The organism is Sinomonas sp. T428B, from assembly GCF_056780155.1.
The window spans coordinates 1,706,886-1,724,271 of record NZ_JBRAZR010000001.1; the positions used below are offsets into that span (position 1 = coordinate 1,706,886).

At 72.6% G+C, this 17,386-nt stretch carries 16 protein-coding genes; 13 read left to right on the top strand and 3 right to left on the bottom strand.

The window, feature by feature from the left end:
* Positions 1 to 26 precede the first annotated feature (26 nt).
* Positions 27 to 536: a DUF3093 domain-containing protein gene (locus ACUYMY_RS07840; protein WP_481703036.1), complete on the bottom strand. Its 510-nt coding sequence runs from the start codon at positions 534 to 536 to the stop codon at positions 27 to 29.
* A gap of 69 nt (positions 537 to 605) precedes the next feature.
* Here ACUYMY_RS07840 and dut point away from each other — a divergent pair, with 69 nt between their 5' ends.
* The 4 genes from dut to ACUYMY_RS07860 all read left to right on the top strand — a co-directional run bounded on the left by dut (position 606) and on the right by ACUYMY_RS07860 (position 3,072).
* Entirely contained in the window at positions 606 to 1,133 is a 528-nt protein-coding gene (dut, locus tag ACUYMY_RS07845; RefSeq protein ID WP_481703037.1) for a dUTP diphosphatase, read from the top strand.
* Between the two features lie 74 nt (positions 1,134 to 1,207).
* Positions 1,208 to 1,981, top strand: a complete 774-nt coding sequence (locus tag ACUYMY_RS07850; protein ID WP_481703038.1) for a DUF3710 domain-containing protein — start codon at positions 1,208 to 1,210, stop codon at positions 1,979 to 1,981.
* Entirely contained in the window at positions 1,974 to 2,291 is a 318-nt protein-coding gene (locus tag ACUYMY_RS07855) for a single stranded DNA-binding domain-containing protein (protein ID WP_481703039.1), read from the top strand. Before ACUYMY_RS07850 ends, ACUYMY_RS07855 begins: the two co-directional genes overlap by 8 nt.
* A 1-nt stretch (position 2,292) precedes the next feature.
* On the top strand, positions 2,293 to 3,072 hold the full coding sequence (locus tag ACUYMY_RS07860) for a DUF3159 domain-containing protein (RefSeq protein ID WP_481703040.1): 780 nt from the start codon (positions 2,293 to 2,295) through the stop codon (positions 3,070 to 3,072).
* A 4-nt stretch (positions 3,073 to 3,076) separates the two neighbouring features.
* On the opposite strand, the gene ACUYMY_RS07865 is transcribed toward ACUYMY_RS07860, so the two are convergent.
* Both ACUYMY_RS07865 and ACUYMY_RS07870 read right to left on the bottom strand, forming a co-directional pair.
* Positions 3,077 to 3,796 (bottom strand): potassium channel family protein, encoded by a 720-nt coding sequence (locus tag ACUYMY_RS07865; RefSeq protein ID WP_481703041.1) that lies wholly within the window; start codon positions 3,794 to 3,796, stop codon positions 3,077 to 3,079.
* On the bottom strand, positions 3,793 to 4,467 hold the full coding sequence (locus ACUYMY_RS07870; RefSeq protein ID WP_481703042.1) for a potassium channel family protein: 675 nt from the start codon (positions 4,465 to 4,467) through the stop codon (positions 3,793 to 3,795). The genes ACUYMY_RS07865 and ACUYMY_RS07870 overlap by 4 nt, the downstream gene beginning before the upstream one ends.
* A 56-nt stretch (positions 4,468 to 4,523) precedes the next feature.
* On the opposite strand from ACUYMY_RS07870, the gene ACUYMY_RS07875 reads away from it, so the two are divergent.
* The 9 genes from ACUYMY_RS07875 (at position 4,524) to ACUYMY_RS07915 (ending at position 17,321) form a co-directional block, all read left to right on the top strand.
* Positions 4,524 to 6,497 carry an APC family permease gene (locus tag ACUYMY_RS07875; protein ID WP_481703043.1) on the top strand — a complete coding sequence of 658 codons (1,974 nt, stop codon included), beginning with the start codon at positions 4,524 to 4,526 and terminating at the stop codon, positions 6,495 to 6,497.
* Entirely contained in the window at positions 6,494 to 7,864 is a 1,371-nt protein-coding gene (locus tag ACUYMY_RS07880; RefSeq protein ID WP_481703044.1) for a class I SAM-dependent RNA methyltransferase, read from the top strand. Before ACUYMY_RS07875 ends, ACUYMY_RS07880 begins: the two co-directional genes overlap by 4 nt.
* 161 nt (positions 7,865 to 8,025) lie before the next feature.
* Positions 8,026 to 10,848, top strand: coding sequence for an aconitate hydratase (locus ACUYMY_RS07885; RefSeq protein ID WP_481703045.1), 2,823 nt, complete (start codon positions 8,026 to 8,028; stop codon positions 10,846 to 10,848).
* A 120-nt stretch (positions 10,849 to 10,968) separates the two neighbouring features.
* Entirely contained in the window at positions 10,969 to 12,975 is a 2,007-nt protein-coding gene (gene dxs, locus ACUYMY_RS07890) for a 1-deoxy-D-xylulose-5-phosphate synthase (protein WP_481703046.1), read from the top strand.
* A 71-nt stretch (positions 12,976 to 13,046) separates the two neighbouring features.
* Positions 13,047 to 13,628, top strand: coding sequence for a DUF402 domain-containing protein (locus ACUYMY_RS07895; RefSeq protein WP_481705000.1), 582 nt, complete (start codon positions 13,047 to 13,049; stop codon positions 13,626 to 13,628).
* Entirely contained in the window at positions 13,625 to 14,182 is a 558-nt protein-coding gene (locus ACUYMY_RS07900; RefSeq protein ID WP_481703047.1) for a hypothetical protein, read from the top strand. Before ACUYMY_RS07895 ends, ACUYMY_RS07900 begins: the two co-directional genes overlap by 4 nt.
* 78 nt (positions 14,183 to 14,260) lie before the next feature.
* Positions 14,261 to 15,238, top strand: a complete 978-nt coding sequence (locus ACUYMY_RS07905) for an aldo/keto reductase (RefSeq protein ID WP_481703048.1) — start codon at positions 14,261 to 14,263, stop codon at positions 15,236 to 15,238.
* A 63-nt stretch (positions 15,239 to 15,301) separates the two neighbouring features.
* Positions 15,302 to 16,402 carry a nucleoside hydrolase gene (locus ACUYMY_RS07910; RefSeq protein WP_481705001.1) on the top strand — a complete coding sequence of 367 codons (1,101 nt, stop codon included), beginning with the start codon at positions 15,302 to 15,304 and terminating at the stop codon, positions 16,400 to 16,402.
* 91 nt (positions 16,403 to 16,493) lie between these two features.
* A complete protein-coding gene (locus tag ACUYMY_RS07915; protein ID WP_481703049.1) occupies positions 16,494 to 17,321 on the top strand; it encodes an ECF transporter S component in 828 nt (275 codons plus the stop codon).
* Positions 17,322 to 17,386: the final 65 nt, after the last annotated feature.

Here is a 17,386-nt window from a genome sequence, read left to right on the forward strand (position 1 = left end):
TGGCCCGGTCAGGCCTGGGCGCCTGATCAGGCCTGGGCGGGGTGGCTGCCCGCGGCCTCCGTGAGGGCCGCGGCGAGCCGGTCCGGGCGGCGGGAGGAGACGAGCCAGTACGGCGTCGTGTCCTCGGGGTCGGTCAGCTCGACGCGCACGAGGCCAGGGATCCAGCCGCGGATGCACAGGTAGGCGAGCCCGTGGAGCCGGGGGCCGCGCTCGGCGGTGGCCTCCTCGCCGTCGAACGCCTCGACGGCGCCCACGAACTCCAGCGGCAGCGACGCGCGCCCCGCCCGGAAGCCCCCTGCCGTGACCGCGACGAGCGGCGTCGACGCCACGAGGCCGCCCGCGAGGAGGGCGAAGATCGCGACGGCCGCGATATATCCGGCCGCGAGGCTGATGGGCGCGAAGATGAGGATGCCGGCGGCCGCGATGCCCAGGGTGACGAGCCAGACCCACCAGGCGGGCCAGAGCCGCTCGGAGTAGAGGACGGGCTGGCCGGTGGGGGTGGAGCTGCCGGAGGCCGGCGTCGGGTCGTGAGGCATGGCACCAGCTTTCCATCCCCCAGTCCCCGGCGACAAAAGCACCTGTCCACAGGCCGGTAGAGTATACGGGTGACAGCGCAGCAGCAGGCCCCCGCCGCCCAGGCCTTCGAGAGGCACACCCCCGAGGGGGAGTTCCCCGTCTGGGAGCCTACCCTCGACGTCCAGCTCCGCATGCTCGACGACGGCCTCGAGCCGCCGTCGTACGCGCACCCGGGCGACGCGGGAGCCGACCTGCGCGCGCGCACCGACGTCACGCTGGCCCCGGGGGAGCGGGCCCTCGTGCCGACGGGGGTGAGCATCGCCCTGCCCTTCGGCTACGTCGCGCTCATCCACCCGCGCTCGGGCCTCGCGACGAAGCACGGCCTGACCGTCGTCAACGCCCCCGGCACCGTCGACGCCGGCTACCGCGGCGAGATCTCCGTGACGCTGCTCAACACCGACTCAGCGGCCCCCCTGACCCTGCGCCGCGGCGATAGAATCGCCCAGATGGTCATCCAGCGCGTCGAGCACGCGCGGTTCGTCCCCGTCGACGAGCTCTCCGACACCGTGCGGGGGGCGTCGGGCTTCGGCTCGACCGGCGGGTATTCAGCCCAGTAGCGCATGATGCGTCGGCCCGCGATGGCCGCCGCGGGCGTGCCGGCAGCGGGCCGGCAAGACTAAGGAGTGGTGTGGTGCTGTTCGGACGCGGCAAGAATGCCAAGCTGACCGCCGAGGATCCCTCGGTGCTCGGCCAGCCGAAGGCCCGGCAGACCGAGCCGGACAAGAGCGGCTACGGCCGCGCCCAGAAGGGGCCGTTCGACGCGAGCGAGGCGAGCACCGAGACCGGCTACGTGGACCTCGGCTCGATCCTCGTGCGCCCCACGGAGGGCCTCCAGCTGCGCCTCGAGCTCGAGGAGGCCACCCAGCGCGTCGTCGCCGTGACCATGGACCTCGGGGGCTCGAGCCTCCAGCTCCAGGCGTTCGCCGCGCCCCGCTCCGAGGGGCTCTGGGGCGAGATCCGCGCACAGATCGCCCAGTCGGTCGCGAGCCAGGGAGGCACGGTCGAGGAGGCAGAGGGCGCCTTCGGGACCGAGCTCCTCGCCCGCCTGCCCGCGGACGCCTCGGGGGAGCGGCGCAGCTACCGGGCCGCCCGCTTCATGGGCGTCGACGGGCCCCGGTGGTTCCTCCGCGGCGTCATCGGCGGCCCCGCGGCTGAGGACCGCGCGGCCGCGGCCCCGCTCGAGGAGCTCTTCCGGAACATCGTCGTCGACCGGGGCGAGTCGCCGCTGCCGCCGCGCGAGCTGCTGCCCCTGCGGATTCCCGCGCAAGCGGAGAACCCTGCGGCGAACGCCGAGGCGGGGAACGCTGCGGCGGGGAACGCCGCAGCGGCTGACGGCGCCACGGGCGCCGGGCAGCGCGCGCCGGAGCCGCCGCAGCGCGGCCCGGAGATCACCCACCGTGGCTGATGCGGGCCCCGTCACCGTGCTCGAGGACTTCCGGTCCCTCCCGGAGCGCGGCCTCGTGTCGGGGCGCGGGGTCGTCCGCTCCGTCACCTACGTCCCGGTCGCGGAGCCGCCCCGCGTGAGCGCAGTGGTGGCCGAGGACGCGGACCGCCCTGGGCTCGGTCCGGCGCTGTCCCTCATCTGGCTCGGCCGGCGCCGCGTGAGCGGGCTGGGGGCAGGGAGCCGGCTGCGGTTCGCCGGCATGCTCGCCCACTACAACGGCGTTCCCACCATCTACAACCCCCGCTACGAGATCCTGGCCCAGGAGGACTGACGTGACTTCCCGCGACGACGGAGCGCCCACGCCGCCAGCCCCGGACGGCCGCCCCGACCACGGGCCACAGCGGCAAGGGCCGGAAGGGCAGGGGCCCACGGCCCACGGCGGCGTCCCGCGCCCCGAGGACCTCGCGGCGGCCTACGCCGCGAAGGCCGGCCTCCACCGCCACCGGGACGGGCGCATCGACGTCCTGCGCAGCGCGGGCGGTCTGCGGGGCGTGCTCGAGAGCATCCTTCCGGGGTTCGTGTTCCTCGTGGCCTTCACAGTCGCCCGGGACCTCGCGCTCTCGGCGGTCCTCGCCCTGGCCGTCGCCGCCGTCTTCGTCGCCGTGCGGCTCGTCGGCAGGACGCCGCCGACGCAGGCCTTCGCGGGCATCGTGGGCATCGCCGTCTCCGCCGCGCTCGCGCTGTTCACGGGCCGGGCCGAGAACTTCTACGTGACGGGGTTCGTGACCAACGCGGCCTACATCCTCGCGCTCGTCGTCTCGATAACGATGCGCTGGCCGCTGATGGGCGTCGTGTTCGGGTTCCTGCGCAACGAGGGCGTCCACTGGCGCGAGGACGCGCAGCGCATGCGCCAGTACAGGCTCGGAACATGGATCATGGTCGCCGTCCTCGGGCTTCGGCTCGTCGTGCAGGTGCCGCTGTACCTCCTCGGCGACGCTGGCCTCGTTGCCCTGGGCGCGACGCGGCTCATCATGGGCGTGCCGCTGTACGCGCTCGGGATCTGGCTCGCGTGGATCGTCTCGCGGCCCCTGCCCGAGGAGTCCCGGGCCTGACGCGTCAGCCGTCGAAGGCGTCGTCCTCGTCCTCGGGCTCGCGCTCCTCGGCCGGGGCCGGCGTCGTCCGCGGTGCGAGGAGGCGCCGCAGGGCGTCCTCGGCCTCGAGCGTCGTGAGGAAGAAGAGCTCGTCGCGGTGGTCGACGACGTCGTCCCGGCTCGGCGAGATCGGCGCCTGGTCGCGCAGGATCGCCACGAGCGTGCAGTCGGCAGGCCACTCGACCTCGCCAACGGTGCGTCCGATGATCGCCGAGTCCGCGGGGACCGTGAACTCCACGAGCGAGGCCTCGCCCGTCCGCAGCGTCAGGAGGCGCACGACGTCGCCGATCTCGACCGCCTCCTCGACGAGCGCCGTCATGAGCCGCGGCGTGTTGACCGCGACGTCGACGCCCCACGAGCCGTCGAACATCCAGTCGTTCTTCGGGTTGTTGACGCGGCCGACCGTGCGGCCGACCCCGAACTCGGTCTTGGCCAGGAGCGAGACGACGAGGTTGACCTTGTCGTCGCCGCTCGCCGAGACGACGACATCGGCCTCGGCGATCTGGGCCTCCTTGAGGGTGCTCAGCTCGCACGCGTCGCCGATGAGCCACTTGGCCCCGCGCAGCCCGCTGCGCCCGATCACCTCGGGCTTCGGGTCGATGAGCAGGACGTCGTGTCCGTGCGCGAGGAGCTCGCGTGCGATCGAGCTGCCGACGCTCCCGGCCCCGGCGATGATGACCTTCACTCGGACTCCTTCGCGGGCGGCGCGGACAGGGCGCGGGTGACCTCGGCGGCGTCGGCGAGGTCCATCATGACGTGCACCGTGTCGCCCTCCTGGTAGCTCGTCGACGCGGTGGGCAGCAGGCCCTCGCCGAAGCGCGTGAGGTAGGCCACCCGGACGCGGGCGGACTTCTCGATCGCCGAGAGCGGGTGCCCGAACCACCCGGGGTCGAGGTTGACCTCGGTCAGCACGAGCCGGCCCGAGGGCTCGCGGAAGTCCCCGGCGACGCCCGACTCGGGGAGGATGCGGCGCAGCACCTGATCGGCGCTCCAGCGCACGGCCGCGACGGTGGGGATCCCGAGGCGCTGGTAGATCTCCGCGCGGCCGGGATCGTAGATGCGCGCGACGACGTGCGGGACGTGGAAGGTCTCGCGCGCCACGCGGGTGGCGAGGATGTTGGAGTTGTCCCCGCTCGAGACGGCGGCGAACGCGTAGGCCTCCTCGATGCCGGCCTGCTTCATGGTGTCGCGGTCGAAGCCGATGCCCGTGACCTTGCGGCCAGCGAAGCTGCGGCGGAGCCGGCGGAAGGCGCGGTCGTCCTGGTCGATGACGGCGACCGAGTGGCCCGAGTCCTCGAGGGTGTGGGCCAGCGTCACCCCGACACGGCCGCAGCCCATGATCACGTAGTGCGCCATGTCCCCAAATCTACCCCGCCATGACACGGGCGCTCCTTTGCGCATAACGTGTCAGAGTGCTGACGCTTCTGAACTCGGTCAAGCGTGTCTTCGTGGGGAGGGCACTGCGAAATGACCGCCTGGGGCAGACACTCCTGCCCAAGCGCGTCGCGCTCCCCGTCTTCGCCTCCGACGCGCTCTCCTCGGTCGCGTACGCCTCTGACGAGATCCTCCTCACCCTGGCCCTCGCCGGTGTCGCCGCCGTCGCGCTCTCGCCGTGGGTCGGCCTCGCCGTCATCGTCGTGCTCCTCGTCGTCGTCGCCGCCTACCGCGAGAACGTCCGCGCGTACCCCTCGGGCGGCGGGGACTACGAGACGACGACGGTCAACCTCGGGCGCACTGCCGGCCTCACCGTCGCGAGCGCCCTCCTCGTCGACTACGTCATGACGGTCGCGGTGTCGATCTCCTCGGCCGCGACCTACCTCACCGCCGCCGTCCCCTCCCTGCACGGGCGCCAGGCGCTCATCGCCGTCGTCGGCGTCGCCCTCCTCGCGCTGGCCAACCTGCGCGGGATCACCGGCATCGGCGCGCTCTTCGCGCTGCCCGCCTACATCTTCGTCGCGGCGATCCTCGGCATGACCGCCGTGGGCCTCGTGCAGTGGCTCACGGGGACGCTGCGCCCGGCGGAGAGCGCGGCCTTCGACATCGTGCCCGTGCCGGAGTTCGAGCAGGGCCTCGTCGGCGTCGCGGGCGCGTTCCTGCTGCTGCGCGCGTTCTCCTCGGGCGCCGTGGCCGTGACGGGCGTCGAGGCGATCAGCAACAACGTCCCGAGCTTCCGCCCGCCCAAGAGCGGCAACGCGGCCGTGACGCTTCTGCTCGTCGGGGCCCTGGCCGCCGCGATGCTCGGCGGCGTCATCTTCCTGGCCAACGCCGCCCGGGTGCACATCGTGCAGGACCCCGGCCGGGAGTTCCTCCTGGACGGCCGGCCCCTCCCTGCGGACTACATCCAGATGCCCGCCATCGGGCAGATCGCCGAGGCCGTCTTCGGGCCGGGCCACGCCCTCTTCTATGTCGTTGTCGCGGCCACGGTCGCGATCCTCGTCTTCGCCTCCAACACGGCCTTCACGGGCTTCCCCGTCCTGGCCTCGATCCTCGCCCAGGAGGGCTACCTCCCGCGGCAGCTGCGCACGCGCGGCGACCGGCTCGCGTTCAGCAACGGCGTCCTCGCCCTCGCGGCCGGGGCGGCCCTGCTCATCGTCGCGTTCAACGCGGACGTGACGAGGCTCATCCAGCTGTACATCGTGGGCGTCTTCGTCTCGTTCACGGCGAGCCAGCTCGGCATGGTGCGGCACTGGGGCCGCGAGCTGCGGCGGCAGCGGGACCGGCGGGCGCGCGTGCGGATCATGCGCTCCCGCGCCGTCAATGGGATCGCGTTCGGGCTCACCGGCCTTGTCCTCGTGATCGTGCTCGTGACCAAGTTCGAGCACGGGGCCTGGATCGCGATCCTGTCCATGGTCGTGCTGTTCCTCATCATGTGGAGCATCCACGCGCACTACGAGAACGTCGCGCGGGAGCTCGCGGTGGGCGACGACGTCTCCGCGCGCGCCCTGCCGAGCCGGGTCCACGCCGTCCTGCTCGTCTCGCACGTGCGCAAGCCCGTCCTGCGGGCCCTCGCGTATGCGCGGGCGTCGCGGCCCTCGACGCTCGACGCCGTGACGGTGGACATCAGCCCCGAGGAGACCGCCCAGACGGTCGCTGACTGGGAGAAGCTCGAGATCCCCGTCCCGCTGACGGTCCTCGCGAGCCCCTTCCGCGAGACGATCACACCGCTCATGGACTACATCCGCGGGATGCGGCGCGAGTCGCCGCGGGACCTCATCGTCGTCTACATCCCCGAGTACGTCGTGGGCAAGTGGTGGGAGCAGCTCGTGCACAACCAGACGGCCCTGCGGATCAAGACCCGGCTCCACTTCGAGCCCGGGGTCATGGTCGCGAGCGTGCCGTGGCAGCTGAAGTCGTCGGAGGAAGCCAGGAGGCTGCAGGAGCTGTGAGCGCCGAAGAAACACCGTTGCAGGACCGCGTCCTCGAGCTCCGGCTGGGCCCCGTGGCCCACGGCGGCCACGTCGTGGCACGGCACGAGGGCCGCGTCCTGTTCGTCCGCCACGGCCTGCCCGGCGAGTTCGTCCGCGCGTCCCTGACCGAGGCCGAGCCCGCGGGGAAGTTCTGGCGCGCCGACGTCGTCGACGTCCTCGAGCCCTCGCCGCACCGCCGCGAGCACGTGTGGGACCTCGCCGACTCGCCGCGCGCCTACGCCGAGGGCCGGCTGCCCGTGGGCGGGGCCGAGTTCGGCCACATCGCCCTGGCCGAGCAGCGCCGGCTCAAGTCCGCCGTCGTGCGCGAGCAGCTCGAGCGCCTCGCTGGCCTCGCGTGGGACGTCGAGACGGAGGCGGTGCCGCTGCGCGCGCCGGAGGATGCCGGCACGCCCGCAGCGGACGACCGCGGCGGGCTGGGCTGGCGGACCCGCTGCAGCTTCGCGGTCACCCCCGAGGGGCGGCTCGCGATGCACGCCCACCGGTCCGAGGCGCTCATCGCGGTCCAGGCCATGCCGCTCGCGACGGACGAGATCAATGCGCTGCGCCTGTGGGAGCTGGACCTGAGCGGGGTCGAGCGGGTCGACGTGGCCGCGCCCGCCTCGGGCACGCTGCCGCTCATCGTCTTCACGCTCGCCGACGGGGTGACGCCTGGCAGGCTCCGGCAGGCCCTCGCGGGCCTCGACCCCGCGGTCTCGGCGAGCGCGCTGGGCGCGGGGAGCCGCACGCCGCTGATCGTCCGGGGGCGCGGCTGGGTCGCGGAGAACGTGCTCGGCCACCGCTACACCGTCACGGGCGACGGCTTCTGGCAGATCCACCGCCGCGCGCCCGAGACCCTCGTCGGCGCCGTGCTCGAGGCGCTCGACGGCGCCCTCGCCCCGGGCGCCCAAGTGGCGGACCTGTACGCCGGCGCCGGGCTCTTCACGGCCCCGCTCGCGGAGGCGGTCGGGCCCTCGGGGCACGTCCTGTCGGTCGAGGGCGCGCCCGGGACGAGCCGCGACGCGCGCCGGACGTTCAAGCGCCGCGAGGAGGTCGCCGTCGTCCAGGGCCGGGTCGAGCGGGTGCTGCGCGAGCACGGCCGCCGCGGCGCGTTCGACGCCGTCGTCCTCGACCCGCCGCGGGCGGGTGCCGGCAAGGAGGTCGTGCGGCAGCTCGTCGCGGCGGCGCCCCGCGCGATCGCGTACGTCGCGTGCGATCCGGCATCGTTCGCGCGCGACGTCGGCTGGTTCCGCGACGCGGGCTGGCGGCTCGAGAGCCTCCGGGCGTTCGACCTGTACCCTCAGACGCACCACGTGGAAGTAGTAGGACTGCTGCTGCCCGGCGCGTGAGCCTGGCTACACCCCCTCCTGCTGCCCGTCGCCGAGAACTAGGATGGGCGGCGAAGCCACGCGTCCCCCCTCGAGGACGCACTGACCCGAGTTAGGCGTGCCTAACTAGCACCGCCATGGTACCGGGACAAAGATGGCTGTGTTGCGAGAGGAGTCCTGCATTGAGCACTGTGGACAGCTTCGGAGCCAAAGGCGTCCTGAACGTCGGCGGAACCGAGTATGAAATTTTCCGGCTGAACTCTGTGGAAGGCCACGAGAGCCTCCCCTTCAGCCTCAAGGTCCTCCTGGAGAACCTGCTCCGCACCGAGGACGGTGCGAACATCACGGCGGACCACATCCGCGCACTCGCTGGCTGGGACCCGAACGCCCAGCCGAACACCGAGATCCAGTTCACCCCCGCCCGCGTCATCATGCAGGACTTCACCGGCGTGCCCTGCGTTGTCGACCTCGCGACGATGCGAGAGGCCGTCAAGGAGCTCGGCGGAGACCCGAAGCGCGTCAACCCGCTCGCGCCGGCGGAGATGGTCATCGACCACTCGGTCCAGATCGACGTCTTCGGCAACGCGTCCGCGATCGAGCGGAACATGGAGATCGAGTACCAGCGCAACGGGGAGCGGTACCAGTTCCTGCGCTGGGGCCAGACGGCGTTCGACGACTTCAAGGTCGTCCCCCCGGGCATGGGCATCGTGCACCAGGTCAACATCGAGTACCTCGCGCGCACGATCATGACCCGCGAGGTGGACGGCAAGCTGCGCGCCTACCCCGACACGTGCGTCGGCACCGACTCGCACACGACGATGGTCAACGGCCTCGGCGTGCTCGGCTGGGGCGTCGGCGGCATCGAGGCCGAGGCGGCCATGCTCGGCCAGCCCGTCTCGATGCTCATCCCGCGCGTCGTCGGCTTCAAGCTCTCCGGCAACATCCCCGCCGGGGCGACCGCGACCGACGTCGTCCTCACGATCACGGAGATGCTGCGCAAGCACGGCGTCGTGGGCAAGTTCGTCGAGTTCTACGGCGAGGGCGTCGCGGCCGTGCCGCTCGCGAACCGCGCCACGATCGGCAACATGAGCCCCGAGTTCGGCTCTACGGCGGCGATGTTCCCGATCGACGACGTGACCCTCGACTACCTGCGCCTCACGGGCCGCTCCGAGGAGAACCTCGCCCTCGTCGAGGCCTACTGCAAGGAGCAGGGCCTCTGGCACGACGCCTCCCGCGAGCTGCGCTTCTCGGAGTACCTCGAGCTCGACCTCTCGACCGTCGTCCCCTCGATCTCCGGCCCGAAGCGCCCGCAGGACCGCATCGAGCTCACCGACGCGAAGGAGCAGTTCCGCAAGGACCTGCACAACTACATCTCGATCGAGGACGGCAGCGTCGACGAGACGATCGCCGAGTCCTTCCCGGCCTCCGACTCCCCGACGACGACCGAGGCCGACAGCCACGTCCACGAGACGGCGCGCCTGGCCAACCCGGTCGAGTCCGCCGCGTCCGGCTCCTTCGGCCGCCCGTCGCAGCCCGTCCACGTCGCGATGGAGGACGGCCGCCAGTTCGAGCTCGACCACGGCGCCGTGACCATCGCCTCGATCACGTCCTGCACCAACACGTCGAACCCGTCGGTCATGCTCGCCGCGGCAGTCCTGGCCCGCAACGCCGTGAACAAGGGCCTCACGTCCAAGCCGTGGGTCAAGACCTCCGTGGCCCCGGGCTCGAAGGTCGTCACCGACTACTACGAGAAGTCCGGCCTCATCCCGTACCTCGAGAAGCTCGGCTTCTTCACGGTCGGCTACGGCTGCGCGACCTGCATCGGCAACTCGGGCCCGCTTGAGTCGGAGATCTCCGAGGCCGTCCAGGCCAACGACCTCTCGGTCACCGCCGTCCTCTCGGGCAACCGCAACTTCGAGGGCCGCATCAATCCGGACGTGAAGATGAACTACCTCGCGTCCCCGCCGCTCGTCATCGCCTACGCCCTCGCCGGCACGATGGACTTCGACTTCGACGCCGACCCGCTGGGCCAGGACGAGGACGGCAACGACGTGTTCCTCAAGGACATCTGGCCGAACCCCGCCGAGGTCCAGCAGGTCATGGACGCCTCCATCGACCAGGAGATGTTCACGAAGTCGTACGCGACGATCTTCGACGGCGACGACCGCTGGCAGTCGCTCCCGACGCCGACCGGCGACACGTTCGAGTGGGACGACAAGTCCACCTACGTCCGCAAGCCCCCGTACTTCGAGGGCATGAAGGCGCAGCCGGACCCCGTCACCGACATCGAGGGCGCGCGCGTGCTCCTCAAGCTCGGCGACTCGGTCACGACCGACCACATCTCGCCGGCTGGCTCCTTCAAGTCCGACACCCCGGCAGGCCAGTACCTGCTGGCCAACGGCGTCGAGCGCAAGGACTTCAACTCCTACGGCTCGCGCCGTGGCAACCACGAGGTCATGATCCGCGGCACGTTCGCGAACATCCGGATCAAGAACCAGCTGCTCCACGGCGTCGAGGGCGGGTTCACGAAGGACTTCACGCAGGACGGCGCCCCGCAGGCCTACGTCTACGACGCCGCGGTGAACTACCAGGCCGCCGGCATCCCGCTCGTGGTCCTCGCGGGCAAGGAGTACGGCTCCGGCTCGTCCCGCGACTGGGCCGCGAAGGGCACCGCGCTCCTGGGCGTCAAGGCCGTCATCGCCGAGAGCTACGAGCGCATCCACCGCTCTAACCTCATCGGCATGGGCGTCCTGCCGCTCCAGTTCCCGCAGGGCGAGTCCGCCGCGACGCTCGGCCTCACGGGCAACGAGGTCTTCTCCGTCCAGGGCGTGACCGCGCTCAACGAGGGCACGACCCCGAAGACCGTGAAGGTGACCGCGACGGCGGAGGACGGCAGCGCGAAGTCCTTCGACGCCGTCGTGCGCATCGACACCCCCGGCGAGGCGGACTACTACCGCAACGGCGGCATCCTGCAGTACGTGCTGCGCCAGATCTCGGCGAACTGAGTCAACTGACGCGAGCGTGGAAGGGGCCCTGCCTGTGAGGCGGGGCCCCTTCCCGTGCACGGGGTGGGTGGCCGCGAGGCGCTAGAGTGGTTCGTGCACGTTTCGAGCAAGGAGTCGCCCTTGGGCATCTTGGAGTCCGTCGAGGGTCCGCGGGACCTCGCCCGCCTCAGCGCCGAGGACCTCACGCGGCTCGCGGGCGAGATCCGCGAGTTCCTCATCCAAAACGTGGCGCAGACGGGCGGACACCTCGGCCCGAACCTCGGCGTCGTCGAGCTGACCCTCGCCATCCACCGCGTCTTCGACTCGCCGCGGGACAGCGTCGTGTTCGACACGGGCCACCAGTCCTACGTGCACAAGCTCCTCACGGGCCGCAAGGACTTCTCCTCCCTGCGCAAGGAGGGCGGGCTCTCGGGCTACCCGTCCCGCGCCGAGAGCGAGCACGACATCGTCGAGTCCTCGCACGCCTCCTCCTCGCTGTCCTGGGCGGACGGCATCTCCCGCGCGCGCCAGCTCACGGGGGAGGGGGACCGGTACACCGTCGTCGTGATCGGCGACGGCGCGCTCACCGGCGGCATGGCCTGGGAGGCCATCAACAACATCGCGGCGGACAAGCGCCGGCGCGTCGTGATCGTGGTCAACGACAACGGCCGCTCCTACGCCCCGACCGTCGGCGGCATCGCCGACCACCTCGCGTCGCTGCGCCCGACGATCGACAGGGTCCGCACCGCTCCCGCCTACGAGAGCCTGCTCGACCTCGCCAAGCGCCGCCTCAAGGAGGGCGGGCCCTTCGCGCAGTTCGTCTACAAGAGCCTCCATGCCACCAAGAAGGGCATCAAGGACTGGTGGGCCCCGCAGGGCATGTTCGAGGACCTCGGCCTGAAGTACGTCGGCCCCGTCGACGGCCATGACGAGCGCGCCCTCGAGGAGGCGCTCACGACGGCGAAGAACTACGCCGGGCCCGTCATCGTCCACGCCATGACCGAGAAGGGCCACGGCTACGCGCCGGCCCGCAACCACGAGGCCGACCAGTTCCACGCCGTCGGCGTCATCGACCCCGAGACCGGCGAGCCCGCCGAGCCCGGCGGCGGCACCTCGTGGACGTCGGTCTTCGCCGACGAGATCGCCGCGATCGCGGACGAGCGGCCCGATGTCGTCGGCATCACGGGCGCCATGCTCATCCCCGTGGGCCTTCACAAGTTCGCCGCCCGGCACCCGGACCGCGTCTTCGACGTCGGCATCGCCGAGCAGCATGCCGTGGCCTCCGCGGCGGGCCTCGCCTTCGGCGGCCTCCACCCCGTCGTGGCCGTCTACGCGACCTTCCTCAACCGCGCCTACGACCAGCTGCTCATGGATGTGGCGCTCCACAAGGCCGGGGTGACCCTCGTCCTCGACCGCGCGGGCGTCACCGGCCCCGACGGCGCGAGCCACCACGGGCAGTGGGACATGGCGCTCGTCCAGAGCATCCCAGGCCTGCACCTCGCCGCCCCGCGCGACGCGACGCGGCTGCGCGAGGAGCTGCGAGAGGCCGTCGCGGTCGACGACGCGCCCACGGTCGTGCGCTTCTCGAAGGGCACCGTCGGGGCCGAGACCGAGGCGATCGAGCGGCTCGCCGACGGCGTGGACGTGCTCGCGCGCGTCGGGCACGTCCTGGAGAACGACGGCGGCGCGGGCGCCGCCGGCGTCGAGGGCGCCGACGTCCTGCTCGTCTCGGTCGGGGCCATGAGCGAGACCGCCCTCGACGTCTCCCAGCGGCTCGCCCAGCAGGGCATCAGCTCAACCGTGATCGACCCGCGGTGGGTCCTGCCCGTCCCGCGCAGCGTCATCCGGCTCGCGGCCGCGCACCGGATCGTCGTGTGTCTCGAGGACGGGGTGCGCACGGGCGGCGTCGGATCCCGGATCCGCCAGGAGATGCGCGCGGCCGGGGTCGACACGGCCCTGAACGAGGTCGGGCTCCCGGCGGAGTTCCTCGACCACGGCACGCGCGGGCAGGTCCTCGAGCGCGTGGGCCTCACGCCGCGCCAGATCGCGCACGACATCGTGGCCCAGGTGCTCGGCACGAAGGTCCCCTTCGCGCGGCCCCTCCCGGGCCAGCCGGCCCCCACGACCGGCAGCCTCCCGCAGCTGTGACTGCCGGCAGGCACGACGGCGCAGCCCCCGGGCCGGCGGCCCCGTTGACCCCGGAGGCCCCCTGGGCGCCATTGCCGCCGGCCGGCACGGGGACGCCCCGCCCGGGCGAGCTCGTCGTCGCCCGCAACCGCAAGTGGGACGGCTCGGCGCACTGGGTCGTGCCGGGGTTCAGCCTCGGCGAGGACGAGCACGGCTGGTGGATCTACCAGGGCCGCGGCGAGTTCATCTCCCGCCCCGGGGCCGCCCTGCACACGCGCTCCGACGCCGTCCTGCTCGTCCCGCGCAGCGGCGGCTACGCCGCGACCTTCTACGACGAGACGAACCCGGGGGACTTCCGCATCTATGTGGACCTAGCGTGGGACCTCGCGTGGAAGCGCATCGGCGAGCCCGCGGGCGAGGGGCATCCGGGCGTCGTCGAGTTCCACATGGTCGACATGGACCTCGACGTCATCCGCTCGGCGCGCCACGGGGTCTTCGTCGACGACGAGGACGAGTTCGACGAGCACCGCCGCACGATGGCGTACCCCGGCCCGCTCGTGGCCGCGGTGCGCGCCGAGTGCGCGCGCCTCCACAGGGCCGTGCTCGAGGGCACGGGCCCGTTCGACGGGGCCGCCGACGCCTGGATGGCGCGCGGCCGGAAGGAGCACCCATGAGCTACGCCCGCCTCTACCGCCGCGCCGAGGACGGCACCCTCGAGTTCCGAGAGGCCTGGCACGACGACGAGGCCCGCCAGTTCGTCGTCAACCACGGCAAGGTCGGCCACCTCTCGGCGACGCAGTCGACGGACGACGTCGACGCCGAGGCCGCCGAGGCCCTCCTGGCCGCGTTCGAGGCCCAGTGCGACGCCGACGGCTACGCGCCGCTCGCCGAGGACGAGCAGTGGCGCGTCGTCGCCCAGTTCGCCCTCAAGACGGCCGAGGGCACCGAGCGCGACCGCCACCTCGAGCGGCAGGCCGTCCAGGCCCTCTCCGCCCACCTCGCGTGGCGCGGGCTCGGCACGGTCGAGGGCAGCAGCATCGCCGCCGGGAAGCTCAACGTGTTCACGACGTGCGTCGACGCGGCCAAGGCCGTCGCCGCCGTCAAGACGTGCCTGCGCGAGGCCACGAGCGACTTCACGAAGCTCTCGATCGCCGTCGCTCCTGCCACCGACCCCGAGGCCTTCAAGCTCCGGCACGCCCCGGCGGGCGTGCGCGGCTTCTCCCTCTGAGCCCTGCCGCTCCACCACCGCTGGCCATCCCCGCCGGCCTTCCCCGCCGGGGACTCCGGGCGCGAGTAGTCTGGCAGCATGACTGACTACCGCCGCCTCGGCCACTCCGGCCTGACCGTCTCGACCGTCGGGCTCGGCTGCAACAACCTCGGCCGCGCGAACACCCCGACGGCGACCCAGGAGGGCACCGACGCCGTCGTCCACGCCGCGATCGACGCGGGCATCACGCTCTTCGACGTCGCCGACGTCTACGGCGCGACGCCTGGCCTGAGCGAGGAGATGCTGGGCAAGGCCCTCGCGGGCCGCCGCGACGACGTCGTCATCGCGACCAAGTTCGGCATGGACATGCACGGGGCCAACGGACGCGACTTCGGCGCCCGCGGCTCGCGCCGGTACATCCGGCAGGCCGTCGAGGGCTCGCTGCGCCGGCTCGGCACGGACCGGATCGACCTGTACCAGTACCACACGCCGGATGCGTCGACGCCGATCGAGGAGACCCTCGCCGCGCTCGACGACCTCGTCCACGAGGGCAAGGTGCTCTACATCGGCCACTCCAACCGGGCGGGGTGGCAGATCGCCGAGGCCGAGTTCGCCGCGCGCATCGGCGGCTGGACCCCCTTCGTCTCGAGCCAGAACCACTACAACCTCCTCGACCGCCGGGCCGAGCTCGAGGTGACCGAGGCCGCGGAGGCGTATGGGCTCGGCGTCCTGCCCTACTTCCCGCTCGCGAACGGCCTGCTGACGGGCAAGTACTCCCGCGGGACGGCGCCCGAGGGGTCCCGCCTGACGCACACGCGCACGAACCTCGTCCAGGACGCCGACTGGGAGCAGCTAGACAGGTTCTCGGCGTTCGCGGAGGAGCGCGGGCTGACCGAGCTGCAGGTCGCGTTCTCGTGGCTGGCCGCCCAGCCCTCCGTCGCGAGCGTCATCGCGGGCGCGACGAAGCCGGAGCAGATCCGCGAGAACGCCGAGGCCGCCTCGTGGCAGCCGAGCCCCGAGGACCTCGAGGAGCTCGACGACATCTTCCCGCGCATCCCCAAGGTCGCGCTCTTCTAGGGCCCAGCCGGTTCGACGATGGAGCCAGTGAACGAGGCGCCCGGCCCCTCCGGCGCGCCCCTGATGAACGAGGCCTCCCGGCCCGTGGCGCACGAGCCCTCGCGCGCCCCCGTGTCGCTGCTCGTGGACTGCGACACGGGCATCGACGACGCACTGGCGCTCGTCTACCTCTGCAGCCAGCCGCACGTCGAGATCGCCGCGGTCACGGCGACGCCAGGCAACGTCGGCGTGGACGAGGTGGCCCGGAACACGCTCGCGGTCCTCGAGCTGTGCGGCCGCGGAGACGTCCCCGTGGCCGTCGGCGCGAGGGCGCCCCTGCGCGTGCCGCTCGTCACGTCCCCCGAGACCCACGGCCCGCAGGGCATCGGCCACGCGGAGCTCCCGCCGCCGCGCCGCGCGCCCGAGCCGCGGGACGCCGTCGGGCTCTGGGTCGAGCTCGCGAGGGCTCGCCCGGGCCAGCTCACGGTGCTCGCGACGGCGCCCCTGACCAACCTCGCGCTCGCCCTGCGCGCCGAGCCGCGCCTGCCCGAGCTGCTCGCCGGCGTCGTCATCATGGGCGGCGCCTACAACTACCAGGGCAACACGACGCCTACCGCCGAGTGGAACACGCACGTCGATCCGCACGCCGCCGCCGAGGTCTTCGCCGCCTACGCCGGCCTGCCGGCCGAGCGGCTCCCGGTCGTGTGCGCGCTCGAGGCGACCGAGCGGATCGAGATGCAGCCCGAGCACGTCGCCGCCCTCGCCCGGGCCGCCGGCTGCACCGACCCCGAGCTCGTCCTTCCGGACCAGCCCGAGGGGACCCGCAGCCGCGCGTCCAACACGCTTGTGCGGCACGTGAGCGACATGCTGCGGTTCTACTTCGAGTTCCACCGGCGCTACGACCAGGGCTACATCGCGCACATCCACGACTACTTCGCCGCGAGCGTCGCCGCCGGGACTGCGCGCTACGCCACCCGCGACGCGACGGTGCACGTCGAGACCGAGGCACCGAGGCTGCTCGGCACGACCGTGGCGGACTTCCGCGGCCTCTGGGGTGAGCCGCCCAATGCCCGGATCGTGAGCGAGAACCACCCGGAGGAGTCCTTCGCCGAGCTGGTGACAGGCGTCGGTGCCCTTGCGCGGCGGCTCGGCGGGGCTGGGCCCGGACGGGCCGGGCTCGGCTAGACTGTGGCGCGTGCGCGCCGCGAGCGCACCGGCCCGCCGAGGTGACATAGGCGTCCCATCCCCGCCAGCACCCACCGCAAGGACCTGCCCCATGTCGCACCCCCTGACCGCCGAGGCCCCGCGGCGCTCGCCCCTGAGGACGGCACTGACCGTGCTCGGCGCCCTCGCCGTCGCCGCAACCTTCGCCTTCCTCATCCTCACGCAGCCCGGCGAGCCCGTGGACACGCCGTCGGCGTCCGCGACCCTCGTCGCGCTCACGGGCTACGGGATCGCGACCGTGCTGCTCTTCGCCGGCATCCTCCCGACGCTCCCGACGACGACGCTCGCCGTCATCCCCGTGGCCCTCGTGCTCAACATCGTGCTCGGCCAGTTCGTCGGGACGGCCCTCGTGCCGATCTACCTCGACTCGATCGGAACCGTCCTCGTGGCCATCCTCGCCGGGCCCGCGGCCGGCGCCGCGACGGGCCTGCTGAGCACGATTGTGTGGTCCTTCTTCAACCCGACGCTCATCCCGTTCGCCGCGGGCGCCGCCGTGATCGGCGCCCTGGCCGGGCTCGCTGCCCGCTGGGGAGCCGTGCGGCAACTCTGGTGGCTCCCCCTCGCGGCCATCGCGACCGGATTCGCCGCCGCCTTCATCGGCTCCACGGTGGCGCTGGCCGTGTACGGCGGCACCTCGACCGGCGCGACGGGCGCCGTCATCGCCCTCTTCCGGGCGGCCGGGGACGGGCTCGCCGAGTCCGTCCTCAAGGGCGCGATCCTCTCCGACCTCGTCGACAAGCTCGTGACCTTCGCGGCGGCCGCCGCGCTCGCGTACGCGCTCCCGCGCCGCGCCACCCGGCGGTTCGAGTTCGTCCGGCGCCACCGGGTCCTCGCGGTCCCGCGCAAGGCCCGCGACTCCGAGGCGGCGCCCGCTGCCTGACGTCCCCACCCCGGCGGCCCCGCCCGAGGGGGAGCCCCCAGGCCGCGGCCGCCTGAACCCGCTGA